The sequence below is a fragment of the Arthrobacter sp. JUb119 genome (assembly GCF_024807995.1).
Classification (GTDB): domain Bacteria; phylum Actinomycetota; class Actinomycetes; order Actinomycetales; family Micrococcaceae; genus Glutamicibacter.
This window is the reverse complement of record NZ_JANUFE010000001.1, coordinates 226,237-238,667: the sequence shown is the minus strand read 5'-3', so window position 1 is coordinate 238,667 and position 12,431 is coordinate 226,237. Positions and strand designations below refer to the sequence as shown.

The following is a 12,431-nucleotide window of genomic DNA, read 5'->3' as shown; positions in this document are numbered from 1 at the left end:
TGGTCGCACATAGATCAAGTGCCCGGATCTCCACAGGGAGATCCGGGCACTCGAGCGGGACACTGAAGCGGAACGCGACTACACGTTGAAGCGGAACTCCACGACGTCGCCGTCCTTCATGATGTATTCCTTGCCTTCGATGCGGGCCTTGCCCGCAGACTTGGCATTAGCCACCGAACCAGCGGCAACGAGGTCTTCGAAGCCGATGACCTCGGCCTTGATGAAGCCGCGCTGGAAGTCGGTGTGGATGACACCGGCTGCCTCAGGCGCGGTGGCGCCCTTGGCGATGGTCCATGCGCGGGTTTCCTTCGGGCCAGCGGTCAGGTAGGTCTGCAGGCCCAGGGTGTCGAAGCCGACGCGGGCCAGCTTGCCCAGGCCGGACTCGACGATGCCGGCATCTTCCATCATTTCGGCCGCTTCGTCTTCTTCCAGTTCAGCCAGTTCGGATTCGAACTGGGCATCCAGGAAGATCGCCTCGGCAGGGGCAACCAGCTCGGAGAGCTTGGCCTGCATCTCGGTATCGGCCAGGCCAGCCTCATCGGTGTTGAACACGTAGATGAATGGCTTGGTGGTCATCAGCTGCATCGGCGCGAGCACTTCAAGGTCCACGCCCTTGGTATTCGCGGCGGCGAACAAGGTGATGCCTTCTTCGAGCACCTTCTGCGCGTTGAGCACTGCGTCCAGGAACGACTTCTCGATCTTCTTGGTGCGCAGTTCCTTTTCCAGGCGAGGCAGCTGGTTCTCGATGGTCTGCAGGTCCGCGAGGATCAGCTCGGTAGCGATGGTCTCGATATCCGAGGCCGGGTCCACCTTGCCGTTCACATGGATCACGTCGTCATTCACGAATGCGCGGGTGACCTGGCAGATCGCATCAGCTTCGCGGATGGTCGCCAGGAACTTATTGCCCAGGCCTTCGCCTTCCGAAGCGCCCTTGACGATGCCGGCGATATCCACGAAGGAGACGGTCGCAGGCAGGATGCGCTCGGAATTGAAGATTCCGGCGAGCACCTTCAGCCGCGAGTCAGGCAACGGCACGACACCCACATTGGGTTCGATGGTTGCGAACGGGTAGTTGGCTGCCAGCACCTGGGCACGGGTCAGCGCGTTGAACATGGTGGACTTGCCGACGTTTGGCAGTCCGACGATTCCGATAGTAAGAGCCACGGGAGGAAATTCTACCTTTTACTAGTGATGAGCGCGCAATGGTGTACTGGCGCTTGAATTCTTATGGAGAAATCAGGCCTGCGGGCGGGCGTGCCCGCCCAGGGCACGTTCCTCGTCCCCGGCTTCCTTGAGCTTTCCGCGGATTTCCTTGGGCAGCGAGAAGATGATGTCTTCCTGCGCGGTGGTGACCTCGGAAACGTCGGTGAAGCCGTACTCTGCCAGCAGCGCCACGACTTCGCGGACCAGCACCTCTGGCACCGAGGCACCGGAGGTCACGCCGACGGTGGAGACGCCCTCGAACCAGGCCTCGTCCACTTCGTTGGCGAAGTCCACGCGGTAGGAAGCCTTTGCCCCGTGGTCCAGTGCCACCTCGACCAGGCGCACCGAGTTCGAGGAGTTCGCCGAACCGACCACGATCACCAGATCCGACTGCGGCGCAATGTTCTTGATCGCGGCCTGGCGGTTGGTGGTTGCGTAGCAGATGTCATCGCTGGGTGGATCCTGCAGGTTCGGGAAGCGCTCGCGCAGCCGGCGCACGGTTTCCATGGTCTCGTCCACGCTCAGGGTGGTCTGCGAGAGCCAGATCAGCTTGTCCGGGTTCTTCACCTGGACGGTGTCGGCTTCCTCGGGGTTGTTCACGATGGTGGTGACCTCCGGGGCTTCGCCGTAGGTGCCCTCGACCTCTTCATGGCCTTCGTGGCCGATCAGCAGGATCTCGTAGTCGTTCTTGGCGAAGCGCACGGCTTCGCGGTGCACCTTGGTGACCAGCGGGCAGGTGGCATCGATGGTCTGCAGGTTGCGGTCCGCCGCGGACTGCACCACAGCTGGGGAGACGCCGTGGGCGGAGAAGACCACCAGGGCGCCCTCGGGCACTTCCTCGTTCTCCTCGACGAAAATCGCTCCGCGGGATTCCAACTCGGAGACCACGTGCAGGTTGTGCACGATCTGCTTGCGCACGTACACCGGCGGGCCGTAGTGCTCCAGCGCCTTTTCAACGGCAACCACTGCCCGGTCCACGCCTGCGCAGTAGCCGCGAGGAGCGGCCAGCAGGACCTTGCGCTCGGTGACCGTTGGGGAGGCAGCTGCAATCTCGGCCGGAGTGCGGCGCACCCGCGGGATCCGAGGCATTGACAGCGAGACCGTAGTGGAAGTGGAAGTAGCCATACCTCTAGTCTACGAAGTGCATGCAAGTTAGCCCATGCTCATATGATGCGCGCCACCCTCCGGGGACTGTGAGATCTGCCTCCGAAGGGTGCATGCCGGTTCAGCAGGGCAGCGAACTGGGCAGCAGCACCGGGGTGCGCACCACCGCGCCGGTGCCATCGGACCCGCGGTAGGCCCGGCACACGCCCACCGAGCGGGCGCCGAGGTTCGCCTTGATCTGGCGCAGCGCATCGGGCGAGAAGCCATACCACTGCATGTGCATCAGCACGGTGTCCCCGGGCACGGCGGCCGAGGCCCGCGAGATGGTGATCGACTTGGATTTCACGTCCCAGTCGCGGGTGTCGCGGGACCAGGTCCAGATGGCCATCCCGCGGCTGTCGTAGCCGCAACGCACCGAAGCGTCGATGGCTCCGAAAGGCGGGCGCCCGAAATTCGTGTGCACTCCGGAGCCGCCCAGTTGCGCACCGGCCTGCTGGCAGGACAGCGGGCGCAGATCCGGGTGGCTGATCGAATGGTTGATCACCCATTGGCCCTTGGCCCGGGCCAGCGCGGCCAGGTCCACGCCGTAGCGCGACTTGAACGAGCCGAGGCAATCGCCGGTGGGAGCGATCACCAGGCCGATGTTGCTGCTGGCGGCGTAATCCATCACCGAGGTGAAGGCGCTCAGCGTGCGCGGGCAGTCATCGAAGGTGAGCACCACCCTCGATGTCCGGTTGGGACCGGTGGACTGCGGTGCGGAGGGCGGCTTCGGATAGGTGGTCACGTAGCTGCCGCTGACCCAGCCGGTGTACCCTCCGTAACTGGCCTTGTACCATCCGTTGGAGGCGCGGGCGTACGCGGGCACCGTCTTCCCTTTCGGGATGCTCAGCAGGACCCGGTAGCTGGTGGATGTGCCGGTGCGCAGATTCAGGTCATCGAGCGTGCGCACCGAAGCGGCGACCACGTAGTAGCCGCTGACGTACCCGGTGTACCCGTTGTAGCTGACCTTGTACCAGCCGTTGGAGGCACGCCCGGATACCGGAACCGAGGTCCCCGTGGGTATCTGCACCAGGATCCGGTAACTGGTCGAGGCGCCGGTGCGCATATTCAGATCCGCCGTGGTGCGCACCCGGACCGGCAAGTCGATGGATATGGCACTGGCAACGTGCACCGTTGCGGCCGGCACTGCCGCAGCCGCCAGCGCGGGCATCGAGGCCGCGGCGGAGAGCGGAATGGAACCGGCCAGCAAGCTGAGCGCTGCCACCCAAGTCCACCCCGAACGCGCAATATTCTTATTCCCCAATGCCCCACGCATGGCCCTGCATCCTTCTCGAGTGCTTCCCCAATGCTCAATAGTGTCCACCCGCACATTGCCCCTCGCAATGCCCGCAGGCAGGCTTGTCCCAATCGTTGGAAAACCCCGTTTCCCCGGGTCTTGCGGGGCCAATCGGGTATGAAAATCGCCCATTGCGATACCTGCGCTCCACCTGCCGCGGCCTAGCCCCAGCCCCCGGGGATCCGGCCAGCCGTCGGTGCCATGCGGTAGTCTCACAGATGCACCAGAGATTCGACTTTCCAAGGAGCGGCACCGATGGATCCCCAAGCCCCCGCCAGTTTGCCGGCGACCGCCGGGCAGACCACCGCGGACAATCCTTGGCCGCTGCGGCTGCTCTCGGAGAAGCTGAAAATCCATATCGAGAACTCTCCGGTGGTTTGGGTTGAAGGCCAGTTGCTGGAAGCCAATGTGCGCAACGGCCACGCCTACCTCACCCTGCGCGATGTCGATGCGGACTTCTCTTTCTCGGTGACCATTTGGGCCTCGACGATGCGCAAGCTGGATGCCACCCCGCAGGTGGGCTCCCGCGTGGTGGCCCAGGTGAAACCGAGCTTCTACGCCAAGACCGGCCGGCTTTCCTTGAATGCCACGGACCTGCGCCCAGTTGGCTTGGGCGAGCTGCTGGTGCGCCTGGAACGATTGCGCCAGGCGCTGGGAGCAGAAGGCCTCTTCTCCCCTGAGCACAAGCGCCCGCTGCCGGTTCTTCCCCACCGCATCGGCCTGATTACCGGGCGTGATTCGGATGCGGAGAAGGACGTGCTGCGCAATGCCAGCCTGCGCTGGCCATCCGTGCAATTCAAGGTCATCAATACCGCCGTGCAGGGAATGGATGCCGCCAACCAGGTCATCGCAGCCCTGCAGCAGCTGGATGCGGACCCGGACATCGATGTCATCGTCATCGCCCGTGGCGGCGGGGCCCTGGAAGACCTCTTGCCCTTCTCCAATGAGGATCTGGTGCGTGCGGTCTTCGCCGCCCAGACGCCGGTGGTTTCGGCCATCGGCCACGAAGCGGACCGCCCGATCCTGGACGATGTGGCCGATCTTCGCGCGTCGACCCCCACCGATGCAGCCAAGCGCATTGTCCCGGATCTGCAAGAAGAATTCGCCGGCTTGGAAATCGCCCGCAATCGCTTGGACCGTTCCATCAACAATCTTCTCCAGCGCGAAGCCCAGCTGCTGGCCTCGGTGCGCGAACGCCCGGTGCTGGCCAACCCGCAGGTGATGGTCACCTCCCGTGCCGAAGACCTGGAGCGCTGGAAGCAGCGCTCGACGGATCTGCTGCGCCACCGCGTGATGCGCGCCAACGACGAGATCAACCATCTGAAGAACCAGATGCGTGCCCTGTCCCCGCAGCAGACCCTGGACCGCGGCTATTCGGTCACCCAGCTGGAGGACGGAAGCATCGTGCGCGAGGCAGCCCAGGCGCCAGCAGACAGCAAGGTGCTCATCCGGGTGGCTTCCGGGCAGCTGGTTGCACGAACCCTTGAATCCCTCCCTGCCGGCGACAACGCAAGCTAATCACCACGAATACCAATTTGGAGTAATCATGACTGCACAAATCCCTGACGACATTGCCAAGCTTTCCTACGAGCAGGCTCGCGAAGAACTGCTGGCCGTGGTCAACCAGCTCGAGACCGGCGGAGTTGCGCTGGAAGCCTCGCTGGCATTGTGGGAGCGTGGCGAAGCACTGGCAGCCCACTGCGAGAACTGGCTCAACGGTGTCTCTCAGCGTCTGGAGCAGGCTCGCGCCAAGCACGAGCAGGCCGCCGGCGAATAGCCTGTCCTCACCCGGACCTACTTCGCGGCCGCCAGCCGGGCCTTCTCCTGCTCCACATCGAAGGTGGCAACGGGCCAGTCCGGAGCGACACGCTCCAGGGTAGCCAGCAGCAGCTCAGCGACGCACAAGCGGGCCTTCCACTTCTGGTCAGCGGGAACGATATGCCATGGTGCGCCCTGGTTATCGGTGCGGTTAATCGCCACCTCGTAGGCGGACTGGAAGTCATCCCACAGCAGGCGATCATCGACATCGCCCGGCGAATACTTCCAATGCTTGTCGGCACGCTCCAGGCGTGCCGAGAGGCGCTCGAATTGTTCTTCTCGGCTGATATGCAGCATCACCTTGATCGGGTGGATGCCCTGCTCGATCAGCTGCTTCTCGAAGTCGACTATTTTCCCGTAGCGGGACTCGACCGCATCCGGGGTGGCGAAGCCCTTCACTTTGGCGACCAGAACGTCTTCATAGTGGGAACGGTCAAAGACTCCCACTAGTCCCCCGGCGGGCAATTGCCTGGTGATGCGCCAGAGGAAGTCATGGGCTGCTTCTTCCTCGGTTGGCGCCTTGAAGGCATGGTGCTTGACGCCCTGCGGATCCAGCATGCCAAGGACGTGGCGAACAGTCCCTCCCTTGCCGGACGTATCCATTCCCTGCAAAATGAGCAGGACTGCTGGGCCTTGTCCGCCAGCTACCGAGGCGGCGAAGAGCCTCTCTTGCAGATCCGAGAGCAGTTCAGCCAGCTGCACCATGCGCTTCTCGGCGGCCTTCTTATCCTGCGGGGCGTCCCCGGGCCACCAATCAGCATCCTTGGTTGCGCGCTCTGAAAGCTTCACGCCCGGTTCTGCACGTAGTGCTTCTAACAGGTTGGCAGGGTAGGCGCTCATCATTAAGTCCTCACGCGTGTGTCGAAGTGATGCGATTCGTTGTTGCCAGCCTACTGCCACTGCAGGCGCCGTGAGAAGCGGTATTCGTCAACGGCGAAGCACCCATCACGGCTCGATGCACAGGATCGCTAAGCCTCGCGAAAGCGCCGGCAACGGGCCGATACGCCAAATCCTCAGGACACCAAATTCTCCGGTCGCAGTCGCTGGCAGGCGATATCCCTGAAGTTCCGGGGGCCGCATTCCCCGGTGGCCGCTTTAACGCACAACCGGCCCAGAATCACGTGGGTGATTCTGGGCCGGTTGCGCTTCCGGGCAGCCTATGCGCGAGCGCGCCAGTCCTCCAGGAACTGTCCGATGCGTCCAACCGCATCAGTCAGGTCGCGCACGTTGGGCAAGGTGACCAAACGGAAGTGATCCGGACGGATCCAGTTGAAGGCGGTGCCCTGGGAGATCAGGATCTTCTGCGCCTTGAGCAGCTCAAGGGCGAAGGTCTCATCGTTGTGGATCGGGTAGACCTCGGGATCCAGCTTCGGGAACATGTAGAGCGCGCCCTTGGCCTTCTGGACGCTCACGCCAGGAATCGCGCTGAGCAGGTTGTAGGCCGCATCGCGCTGTTCAAGCAGACGTCCGCCAGGCAGGATCAAGTCATTGATCGACTGGTAGCCGCCCAAGGCGGTCTGGATTGCGTGCTGCGCCGGCACATTGGCGCACAGGCGCATGTTGGTCAGCAGGTTGATGCCCTCGATGTAGTCGCCGGCCTGGTGCTTGGGACCGGAAATAGCCATCCACCCAGCACGGAAGCCGCACACGCGGTAGGCCTTGGACAGGCCGGAGAAGGTCAGTATCAGCACGTCATCTGCCAACGAAGCGGTGTTGATGTGCACGGCGTCTTCGTAGAGGATCTTTTCGTAGATCTCGTCCGAGAACACAATCAGGTTGTGCTTGCGCGCCAGCTCGAGGATCCCCTCCAAGGTTTCCTTGGGGTACACCGCACCGGTCGGGTTATTGGGGTTGATGATCACGATGCCCTTGGTGCGATCGGTGATCTTCGCTTCCATGTCCTGAAGATCAGGAAGCCAGCCCTCTTCCTCGGTATTCATGTAATGCACCGGAGTGCCGCCGGCCAGTGAAACCGAAGCGGTCCACAGCGGGTAGTCAGGGGCGGGAATCAGGATCTCGTCGCCGTTATTCAGCAGCGCATTCAACGAGAGGGTGATCAGCTCGGAGACACCGTTGCCCAGGTAGACGTCATCCACGCCGATGGTCTGGATGCCACGGGTCTGGTAGTACTGCGAGACGGCGGTACGTGCCGAGAGAATGCCGCGGGAGTCGGAGTATCCTTGGGCGTTAGGCAGGTTGCGAATCATGTCAACGAGCACCGCGTCGGGCGCCTCGAAGCCGAACGGCGCGGGATTGCCGATGTTCAGCTTCAGGATGCGGTGTCCTTCGGACTCCATGCGCGTGGCGTGCTCAAGCAGCGGGCCGCGGATGTCGTAGAGGACGTTGTGCAGTTTCGTTGATTGTTTGAATTCTGCCATGGTTACACTTTCTCACGTCAGGTGCGATCGACACACCTTGTTACTCGACCGCTATGGTCAGCGGTCGAAATCCTGGGAGAGCTGGCTGGGGCCTACTCTTCGATGATCCATTCCCAACGGGTGGCCGCTTGCTCTGGGCTCAGTCCGTCGGCCTGGCTGACCATCCGGTTCAGGTCCACGAGGGACTGCTGCGAGAATTCGCCGGTGATCTTGTCCAGTTCTGCCCGGGCCTTGTCATTCACGTCGCCGTTGGCCAGCACCATGTACTGTTCGGCGTTGAAGAAGGCGGCGCTTCCCGGAATGCTGTAGAAGCCTTCATCGGAGATGACTGCATCTCCCGACCCGAGCGCCACCGCGCTGTCCACCGAGGCACGCAGCTTGCTGGCCAGTTTCGCCGGCTCCTCAGCCACGACCTTCGGCTTCTCGCAGCCAGCGTCCTCCAATGATGCCTTCAAGGATGCGGCGTTGGCTTCATCGCTAATGATCGTCAGATCTGTGCAAGCCGCAATCAGGGTTTCCACCGAATCGACCTTGTGCAAGGTTGCCTGGGCCTGGCTCATGACCAAGACCTTTCCCGCATCAGCTGGGCTGAGTTCCAAGGCAGAAAGCTGCCCCTCAGCGTCATTGATGGCGCTGCGCAGGTTCTTGGATTCTTCGACGCTCAGCAATTGATCTTCACCAGTGATGGCCGCCGGGTCAGCAACCAGGGGCAGCGCCTTGGCCGCTTGGTCCACCGCCAAATCGGCTTTCCCGTCGACCACCTGCTGGTAAGGATCAGCACTGGGCTTGTTCAGCGACACCTTGTAGCCTTCGGCTTTCAGCGCATTGGCATAGACATGGGCCAAGGCCTGGTCTGCAGGCTGGGAACCGGCAGCAATCTGCAAGGTGATGGCCTTGCTTGGCTCGGCCGTCGGCGTTGCCTCTTCGGTGCAAGCAGACAGGGTTAGCAGCAGGGTTGCGCTGAGTGCGCCAACGGTGATGGTATTTCGCAAGTTCATGTCCCTATTGATTCTAGGGCAGGCCAGCGGCGATCCGCCGCTACTTGCCGGGTGCGGTCAGTCGCAAGATGCTCTCAACGCGTTCAATGCAGTTCAGCTTGGCGATCTCCTCGCGGGTAAACCAGGCGGCCTGGCTGGTAGAACCGTTGACTTCATGGCGCAGTTCTCCACCGGTCAGTTTGGCCCGATAGGTGACCGCCACCGTTTGCATGGCATGGCCTTCGCCCGAGTAGCGCTTGGAACCGGGAATAACTCCCGTGCTGACATCCAGGAGCGCCAGCTCGCCCACCGCGTAGCCGGTCTCTTCATAGACTTCACGGCGCGCGCCTTCTTCGATAGGCTCCCCCAAGTCGATGCCGCCGCCGGGAAGGGACCAGCGCGGGGTGAAGCGTGGATCGCGATGACGCATATCCCAGAGCGTAAGCAGTACCTTTCCTTCATGTTCCACCAAGCAATAGGCCGCCAGCCTGGTATCAAAGGATTCACCGGTGTGCTCAGAACGACGTGTCATATCCCCAATATATCCGTTTGTTCACCGATTATTTACTCGTACGCGGACGGCATACGCCGATTTTTCTGCCAAAGATCCCACTGATATCTCGCGAATATGATGAAATATTCTTATGGCCCAGCAATCAGAGCTTTCATCAAACGTCGATCTGGACGAAATCGATCGAATCATCATCGACGAATTGGTCGCTAATGCACGTATCTCCAATGCGACGCTCGCACAGCGTGCGGGCATCGCTCCATCCACCGCACTGCTGCGCACCCGTTCGCTGGTCGAGCGCGGCATCCTCACCGGCTACCACGCGGAAGTATCGCTGGGCGCTGTAGGCCGTACCGTGCAGGCACTGATCTCGGTCAAGCTGCGCGCCCACGACCGCGAGAAGATCGACGCTTTCGTGGCACGCATCCCGCAGCTGCCCGAGGTGCTGTCCATGTTCCATGTTTCCGGCGGCACCGATTACCTGCTGCATATCGCGGTCGGTTCCACCGATGCACTGCGTGACTGGGTGCTGGACAACCTCGCCACCGACGAGTCGGTGGGCCATACCGAAACCACCTTGGTCTTCGCGCACCACCGCGGCAACCGCGGCCCGCTGCCATTCGATGACATGATCAGCTAGCAGCGCTTAAGCGACTTGTGGCCCGGACCTCGCGAGGTCCGGGCCACAAGTCTTTGTGCTTGGAATGCTTATGCGCGGCGGCGCTGCATGACCGCGTCCAGGTTCAGGCGAGGCTTGGTACCTGCGCCAGCCACGGGTGCGGCTTCCGGTGCGGCAGATGGCGCTGCAACGGTTTCCTTGGCAGCTGGTGCGCTCTCGGTACGCTTGGCAACTACCGAAGCGACCGCTGCGCGCTCTTCAGCCGAAACTTCGGTGGCCAGGCGCTTTGCATCTTCCGATGCCTTCAGGCTGATCTGCTTGCTCGGACGCAGCGGTTCTTCCACCGGCAGTGCTGCCTTGTGGGTCCGCTTGGCACCCTGTTCAGCTGCCAACTCCGCGGTCTTGGCGATGCGCTCGCTGGCTTCCACGTACGTTGGCTTGGGCACGTGCGTTGGTTCCCAGGTCCCTGGCTGCTTTACGCCGCCATAGCCGTGGGCCACTCGCAGCGCTTCGGCGCGCAGCTCTTCAGCGGTAATCGCTGGAGCGCGGCGGGACGAACCCGGGCGAGCGTCGAAGACCTCGTTATCCTCATGCTTGCGCGAGATGACCTGGTTAGCCGCGTCGTCAAAAGCGGGAGTCCGCAGCGCCTGCTGCCGGGTGGCTTCGAGGTGCTCGAGCAGCTTGCGGTTGCGGTCGCGGACAGCCAGCCCGCGCAGGGTGGCGAAGGATGCTACAGCAATCAGCGCGAACAGGCCTACGGTGCCGAAGGTCAGAGCAGTGAAAGGAGCCAGGATGAGACCGAAGACGGTCGCGAGGACAGCCAAGGCACCGACGAGCGCGACGGACAACCGGCCATAGCGCACACGAATCTTGAGTTTGGTCGCAGCACTTTCCTGCGAAGCGCTCTGTGACGTGCCAGCCATGTGGGTCCTCCATCACCGATTGAGTCGGTCAAATCCTCGTGGAACTAAATATGGTTCCTCCGAATCAACACTATGCAACCTTGGGTGCGCGCTCATGCACATCCCTTGGCGTGTCTGCATGTTTTCAATCCAGTTCTCTCATATCAGAGCTCGATTGAACGAAATAGCACGAAATCCGCCTCAGTATTCGTAGATGCGTTCGAGCAGCGTCGTTTCCACCTCTTCACGGGTCAACGCAAAGGTGCGGTGATCCCGCCACTGCCCATCGATGTGCAGATAGCCTTTGCGCAGCCCTTCATCGCGGAACCCGAGCTTGTCCACCACCCGCAGGCTGGCCGAATTCTCCGGACGGATGTTGATTTCCAGGCGGTGCAGCTGCAGTTGCTCGAAGCAATGGTCTATGACCAAGGCGCAGGCTTCGGGCATCAGGCCGAAGCCGGCATGGTTGCGATCCAGCCAGTAGCCGATGGACGCTGTGCGCGCGGCACCATATTGCACCGACGCCACGGAAACCTGCCCGATTAATGGCGGGCGCCCCTTGTGCAGCTGGGGAAGAGCCAAGGCCCAGGTGAATCCGCTGCCGTCAACTGCTGATTCATCCTTGGCCCTGAGCATCTCGCGAAAAGTCATGGCTTCTGGCGGGCCCAAGGGACTGGTGGGATCCCATGGCTTGAGCCATTTGGAATTGGCGTAGCGCAGATTGATCCACTCGGCTTCGTCACTGGCAGTCAGTTGGCGCAACAACAGCCGTTCCGAGGCCAGATCCGGAACCAGGCGCTTTGCTCGACGAGAGAAGAACATGTGCACATCGTATTACTTCGTCATGCTTGCAGCTGGCAACAGCGCTAGCAGGCAGCGTTTCGTTTCTTGCACGTAAGCTGTAGGCATGAATCCCACCGCTGATCTGAATTCTGGCGCCGGCAAGAAGGCCGCGCGTGCCGCTGTGCGCACTTGGCGCAGGGCACTTGATCCGAGCAAGCGTGAGCAATTCGGACTGGATCTGGCTCACACGGTGATTGGCTATCTGAGCCAGAGCACCGGTGTCGTCCAGAAGGTCGCGGCCTATTGCTCGGGTCCGGATGAACCGTCCACCGAGGCGCTCTTGGATGCTTTGGCCAAGGAAGGCATTGAAGTCTACCTGCCGGTGTGCGAACCGGAGTATGGGCTGTCGTGGGTTGAGTACTCCCCCGGCATGGAATTCCAGCCAAGTACCTTGGCCCCGGTGATGGAGCCGGTGGGCACGCGGATGGGCACAGAGCTCTTTGACGAGATCAATACGCTGATCATGCCTGCGCTGTCCATCGATTCGAATGGGCTGCGTTTAGGCCAAGGCGGTGGCTACTACGATCGCTTCCTGCCCTTGATCGACGATGCGCCGGTCCGTGTGGCGGCCGTGGTTTATGAGCACGAGTATGTTCCGGCCGGTTCCTTCCAAATCGATGAGCATGACCAGCCCGTGGACTTGGTGTTCACTCCGCAGCAGGTGCATCAGATCATCTGATTTACCCACAGCTCGCGGGCAGCTCGCAGTGGGCCGCTGGACCTGAAGGTTGCATGGGGTT

The 12,431-nt window shown here is 62.0% G+C and carries 13 protein-coding genes; 4 read left to right on the top strand and 9 right to left on the bottom strand.

Going from position 1 to position 12,431, the window contains the following annotated elements; genetic code table 11:
- Positions 1–78 precede the first annotated feature (78 nt).
- The 3 genes from ychF to M2368_RS01175 all read right to left on the bottom strand — a co-directional run bounded on the left by ychF (position 79) and on the right by M2368_RS01175 (position 3,622).
- A complete protein-coding gene (ychF, locus tag M2368_RS01185) occupies positions 79–1,164 on the bottom strand; it encodes a redox-regulated ATPase YchF (protein ID WP_498723923.1) in 1,086 nt (361 codons plus the stop codon).
- Between the two features lie 72 nt (positions 1,165–1,236).
- Positions 1,237–2,328 (bottom strand): 4-hydroxy-3-methylbut-2-enyl diphosphate reductase, encoded by a 1,092-nt coding sequence (locus tag M2368_RS01180; protein ID WP_105657584.1) that lies wholly within the window; start codon positions 2,326–2,328, stop codon positions 1,237–1,239.
- A 100-nt stretch (positions 2,329–2,428) separates the two neighbouring features.
- Complete coding sequence (locus M2368_RS01175; RefSeq protein WP_166650720.1) at positions 2,429–3,622, bottom strand: SH3 domain-containing protein; 1,194 nt, start codon at positions 3,620–3,622, stop codon at positions 2,429–2,431.
- Between the two features lie 276 nt (positions 3,623–3,898).
- Between M2368_RS01175 and xseA the strand changes: the two genes are divergently transcribed.
- Together xseA and M2368_RS01165 are read left to right on the top strand one after the other, a co-directional pair.
- Positions 3,899–5,161, top strand: a complete 1,263-nt coding sequence (gene xseA, locus M2368_RS01170) for an exodeoxyribonuclease VII large subunit (protein ID WP_105657586.1) — start codon at positions 3,899–3,901, stop codon at positions 5,159–5,161.
- Positions 5,162–5,189: 28 nt separating this feature from the next.
- The gene (locus M2368_RS01165) at positions 5,190–5,420 is read left to right on the top strand and encodes an exodeoxyribonuclease VII small subunit (protein WP_105657587.1); all 231 of its coding nucleotides are present in this window, start codon (positions 5,190–5,192) and stop codon (positions 5,418–5,420) included.
- 17 nt (positions 5,421–5,437) lie between these two features.
- On the opposite strand, the gene M2368_RS01160 is transcribed toward M2368_RS01165, so the two are convergent.
- From M2368_RS01160 to M2368_RS01145, 4 genes are all read right to left on the bottom strand, one after another.
- Positions 5,438–6,301, bottom strand: a complete 864-nt coding sequence (locus tag M2368_RS01160) for a PPK2 family polyphosphate kinase (RefSeq protein ID WP_105657588.1) — start codon at positions 6,299–6,301, stop codon at positions 5,438–5,440.
- A gap of 317 nt (positions 6,302–6,618) precedes the next feature.
- Positions 6,619–7,839: a pyridoxal phosphate-dependent aminotransferase gene (locus M2368_RS01155; RefSeq protein ID WP_105657589.1), complete on the bottom strand. Its 1,221-nt coding sequence runs from the start codon at positions 7,837–7,839 to the stop codon at positions 6,619–6,621.
- Between the two features lie 92 nt (positions 7,840–7,931).
- Positions 7,932–8,837, bottom strand: coding sequence for a glycine betaine ABC transporter substrate-binding protein (locus M2368_RS01150; protein ID WP_426733897.1), 906 nt, complete (start codon positions 8,835–8,837; stop codon positions 7,932–7,934).
- A gap of 40 nt (positions 8,838–8,877) precedes the next feature.
- Positions 8,878–9,348 carry an NUDIX hydrolase gene (locus M2368_RS01145; RefSeq protein WP_402470595.1) on the bottom strand — a complete coding sequence of 157 codons (471 nt, stop codon included), beginning with the start codon at positions 9,346–9,348 and terminating at the stop codon, positions 8,878–8,880.
- Between the two features lie 112 nt (positions 9,349–9,460).
- On the opposite strand from M2368_RS01145, the gene M2368_RS01140 reads away from it, so the two are divergent.
- A complete protein-coding gene (locus tag M2368_RS01140; protein WP_105657592.1) occupies positions 9,461–9,967 on the top strand; it encodes an Lrp/AsnC family transcriptional regulator in 507 nt (168 codons plus the stop codon).
- A 68-nt stretch (positions 9,968–10,035) separates the two neighbouring features.
- Here the strand turns inward: M2368_RS01140 and M2368_RS01135 are convergent, their stop codons facing one another.
- Positions 10,036–10,869: a hypothetical protein gene (locus M2368_RS01135; protein WP_426733893.1), complete on the bottom strand. Its 834-nt coding sequence runs from the start codon at positions 10,867–10,869 to the stop codon at positions 10,036–10,038.
- Positions 10,870–11,049: 180 nt separating this feature from the next.
- On the bottom strand, positions 11,050–11,670 hold the full coding sequence (locus M2368_RS01130; RefSeq protein ID WP_105657594.1) for a GNAT family N-acetyltransferase: 621 nt from the start codon (positions 11,668–11,670) through the stop codon (positions 11,050–11,052).
- Positions 11,671–11,755: 85 nt separating this feature from the next.
- Here M2368_RS01130 and M2368_RS01125 point away from each other — a divergent pair, with 85 nt between their 5' ends.
- Positions 11,756–12,370 (top strand): 5-formyltetrahydrofolate cyclo-ligase, encoded by a 615-nt coding sequence (locus tag M2368_RS01125; RefSeq protein ID WP_434692907.1) that lies wholly within the window; start codon positions 11,756–11,758, stop codon positions 12,368–12,370.
- Positions 12,371–12,431: the final 61 nt, after the last annotated feature.

What these genes read in the sequence shown, in the direction of transcription:
- M2368_RS01180 (WP_105657584.1), bottom strand. Translation starts at nt 2,328, where the DNA reads ATGGCTACTTCCACTTCCACTACGGTCTCGCTGTCAATGCCTCGGATC.
- M2368_RS01175 (WP_166650720.1), bottom strand. Translation starts at nt 3,622, where the DNA reads ATGCGTGGGGCATTGGGGAATAAGAATATTGCGCGTTCGGGGTGGACT.
- xseA (WP_105657586.1), top strand. Translation starts at nt 3,899, where the DNA reads ATGGATCCCCAAGCCCCCGCCAGTTTGCCGGCGACCGCCGGGCAGACC.
- M2368_RS01165 (WP_105657587.1), top strand. Translation starts at nt 5,190, where the DNA reads ATGACTGCACAAATCCCTGACGACATTGCCAAGCTTTCCTACGAGCAG.
- M2368_RS01160 (WP_105657588.1), bottom strand. Translation starts at nt 6,301, where the DNA reads ATGAGCGCCTACCCTGCCAACCTGTTAGAAGCACTACGTGCAGAACCG.
- M2368_RS01155 (WP_105657589.1), bottom strand. Translation starts at nt 7,839, where the DNA reads ATGGCAGAATTCAAACAATCAACGAAACTGCACAACGTCCTCTACGAC.
- M2368_RS01150 (WP_426733897.1), bottom strand. Translation starts at nt 8,837, where the DNA reads ATGAACTTGCGAAATACCATCACCGTTGGCGCACTCAGCGCAACCCTG.
- M2368_RS01145 (WP_402470595.1), bottom strand. Translation starts at nt 9,348, where the DNA reads ATGACACGTCGTTCTGAGCACACCGGTGAATCCTTTGATACCAGGCTG.
- M2368_RS01140 (WP_105657592.1), top strand. Translation starts at nt 9,461, where the DNA reads ATGGCCCAGCAATCAGAGCTTTCATCAAACGTCGATCTGGACGAAATC.
- M2368_RS01135 (WP_426733893.1), bottom strand. Translation starts at nt 10,869, where the DNA reads ATGGCTGGCACGTCACAGAGCGCTTCGCAGGAAAGTGCTGCGACCAAA.
- M2368_RS01130 (WP_105657594.1), bottom strand. Translation starts at nt 11,670, where the DNA reads ATGTTCTTCTCTCGTCGAGCAAAGCGCCTGGTTCCGGATCTGGCCTCG.
- M2368_RS01125 (WP_434692907.1), top strand. Translation starts at nt 11,756, where the DNA reads ATGAATCCCACCGCTGATCTGAATTCTGGCGCCGGCAAGAAGGCCGCG.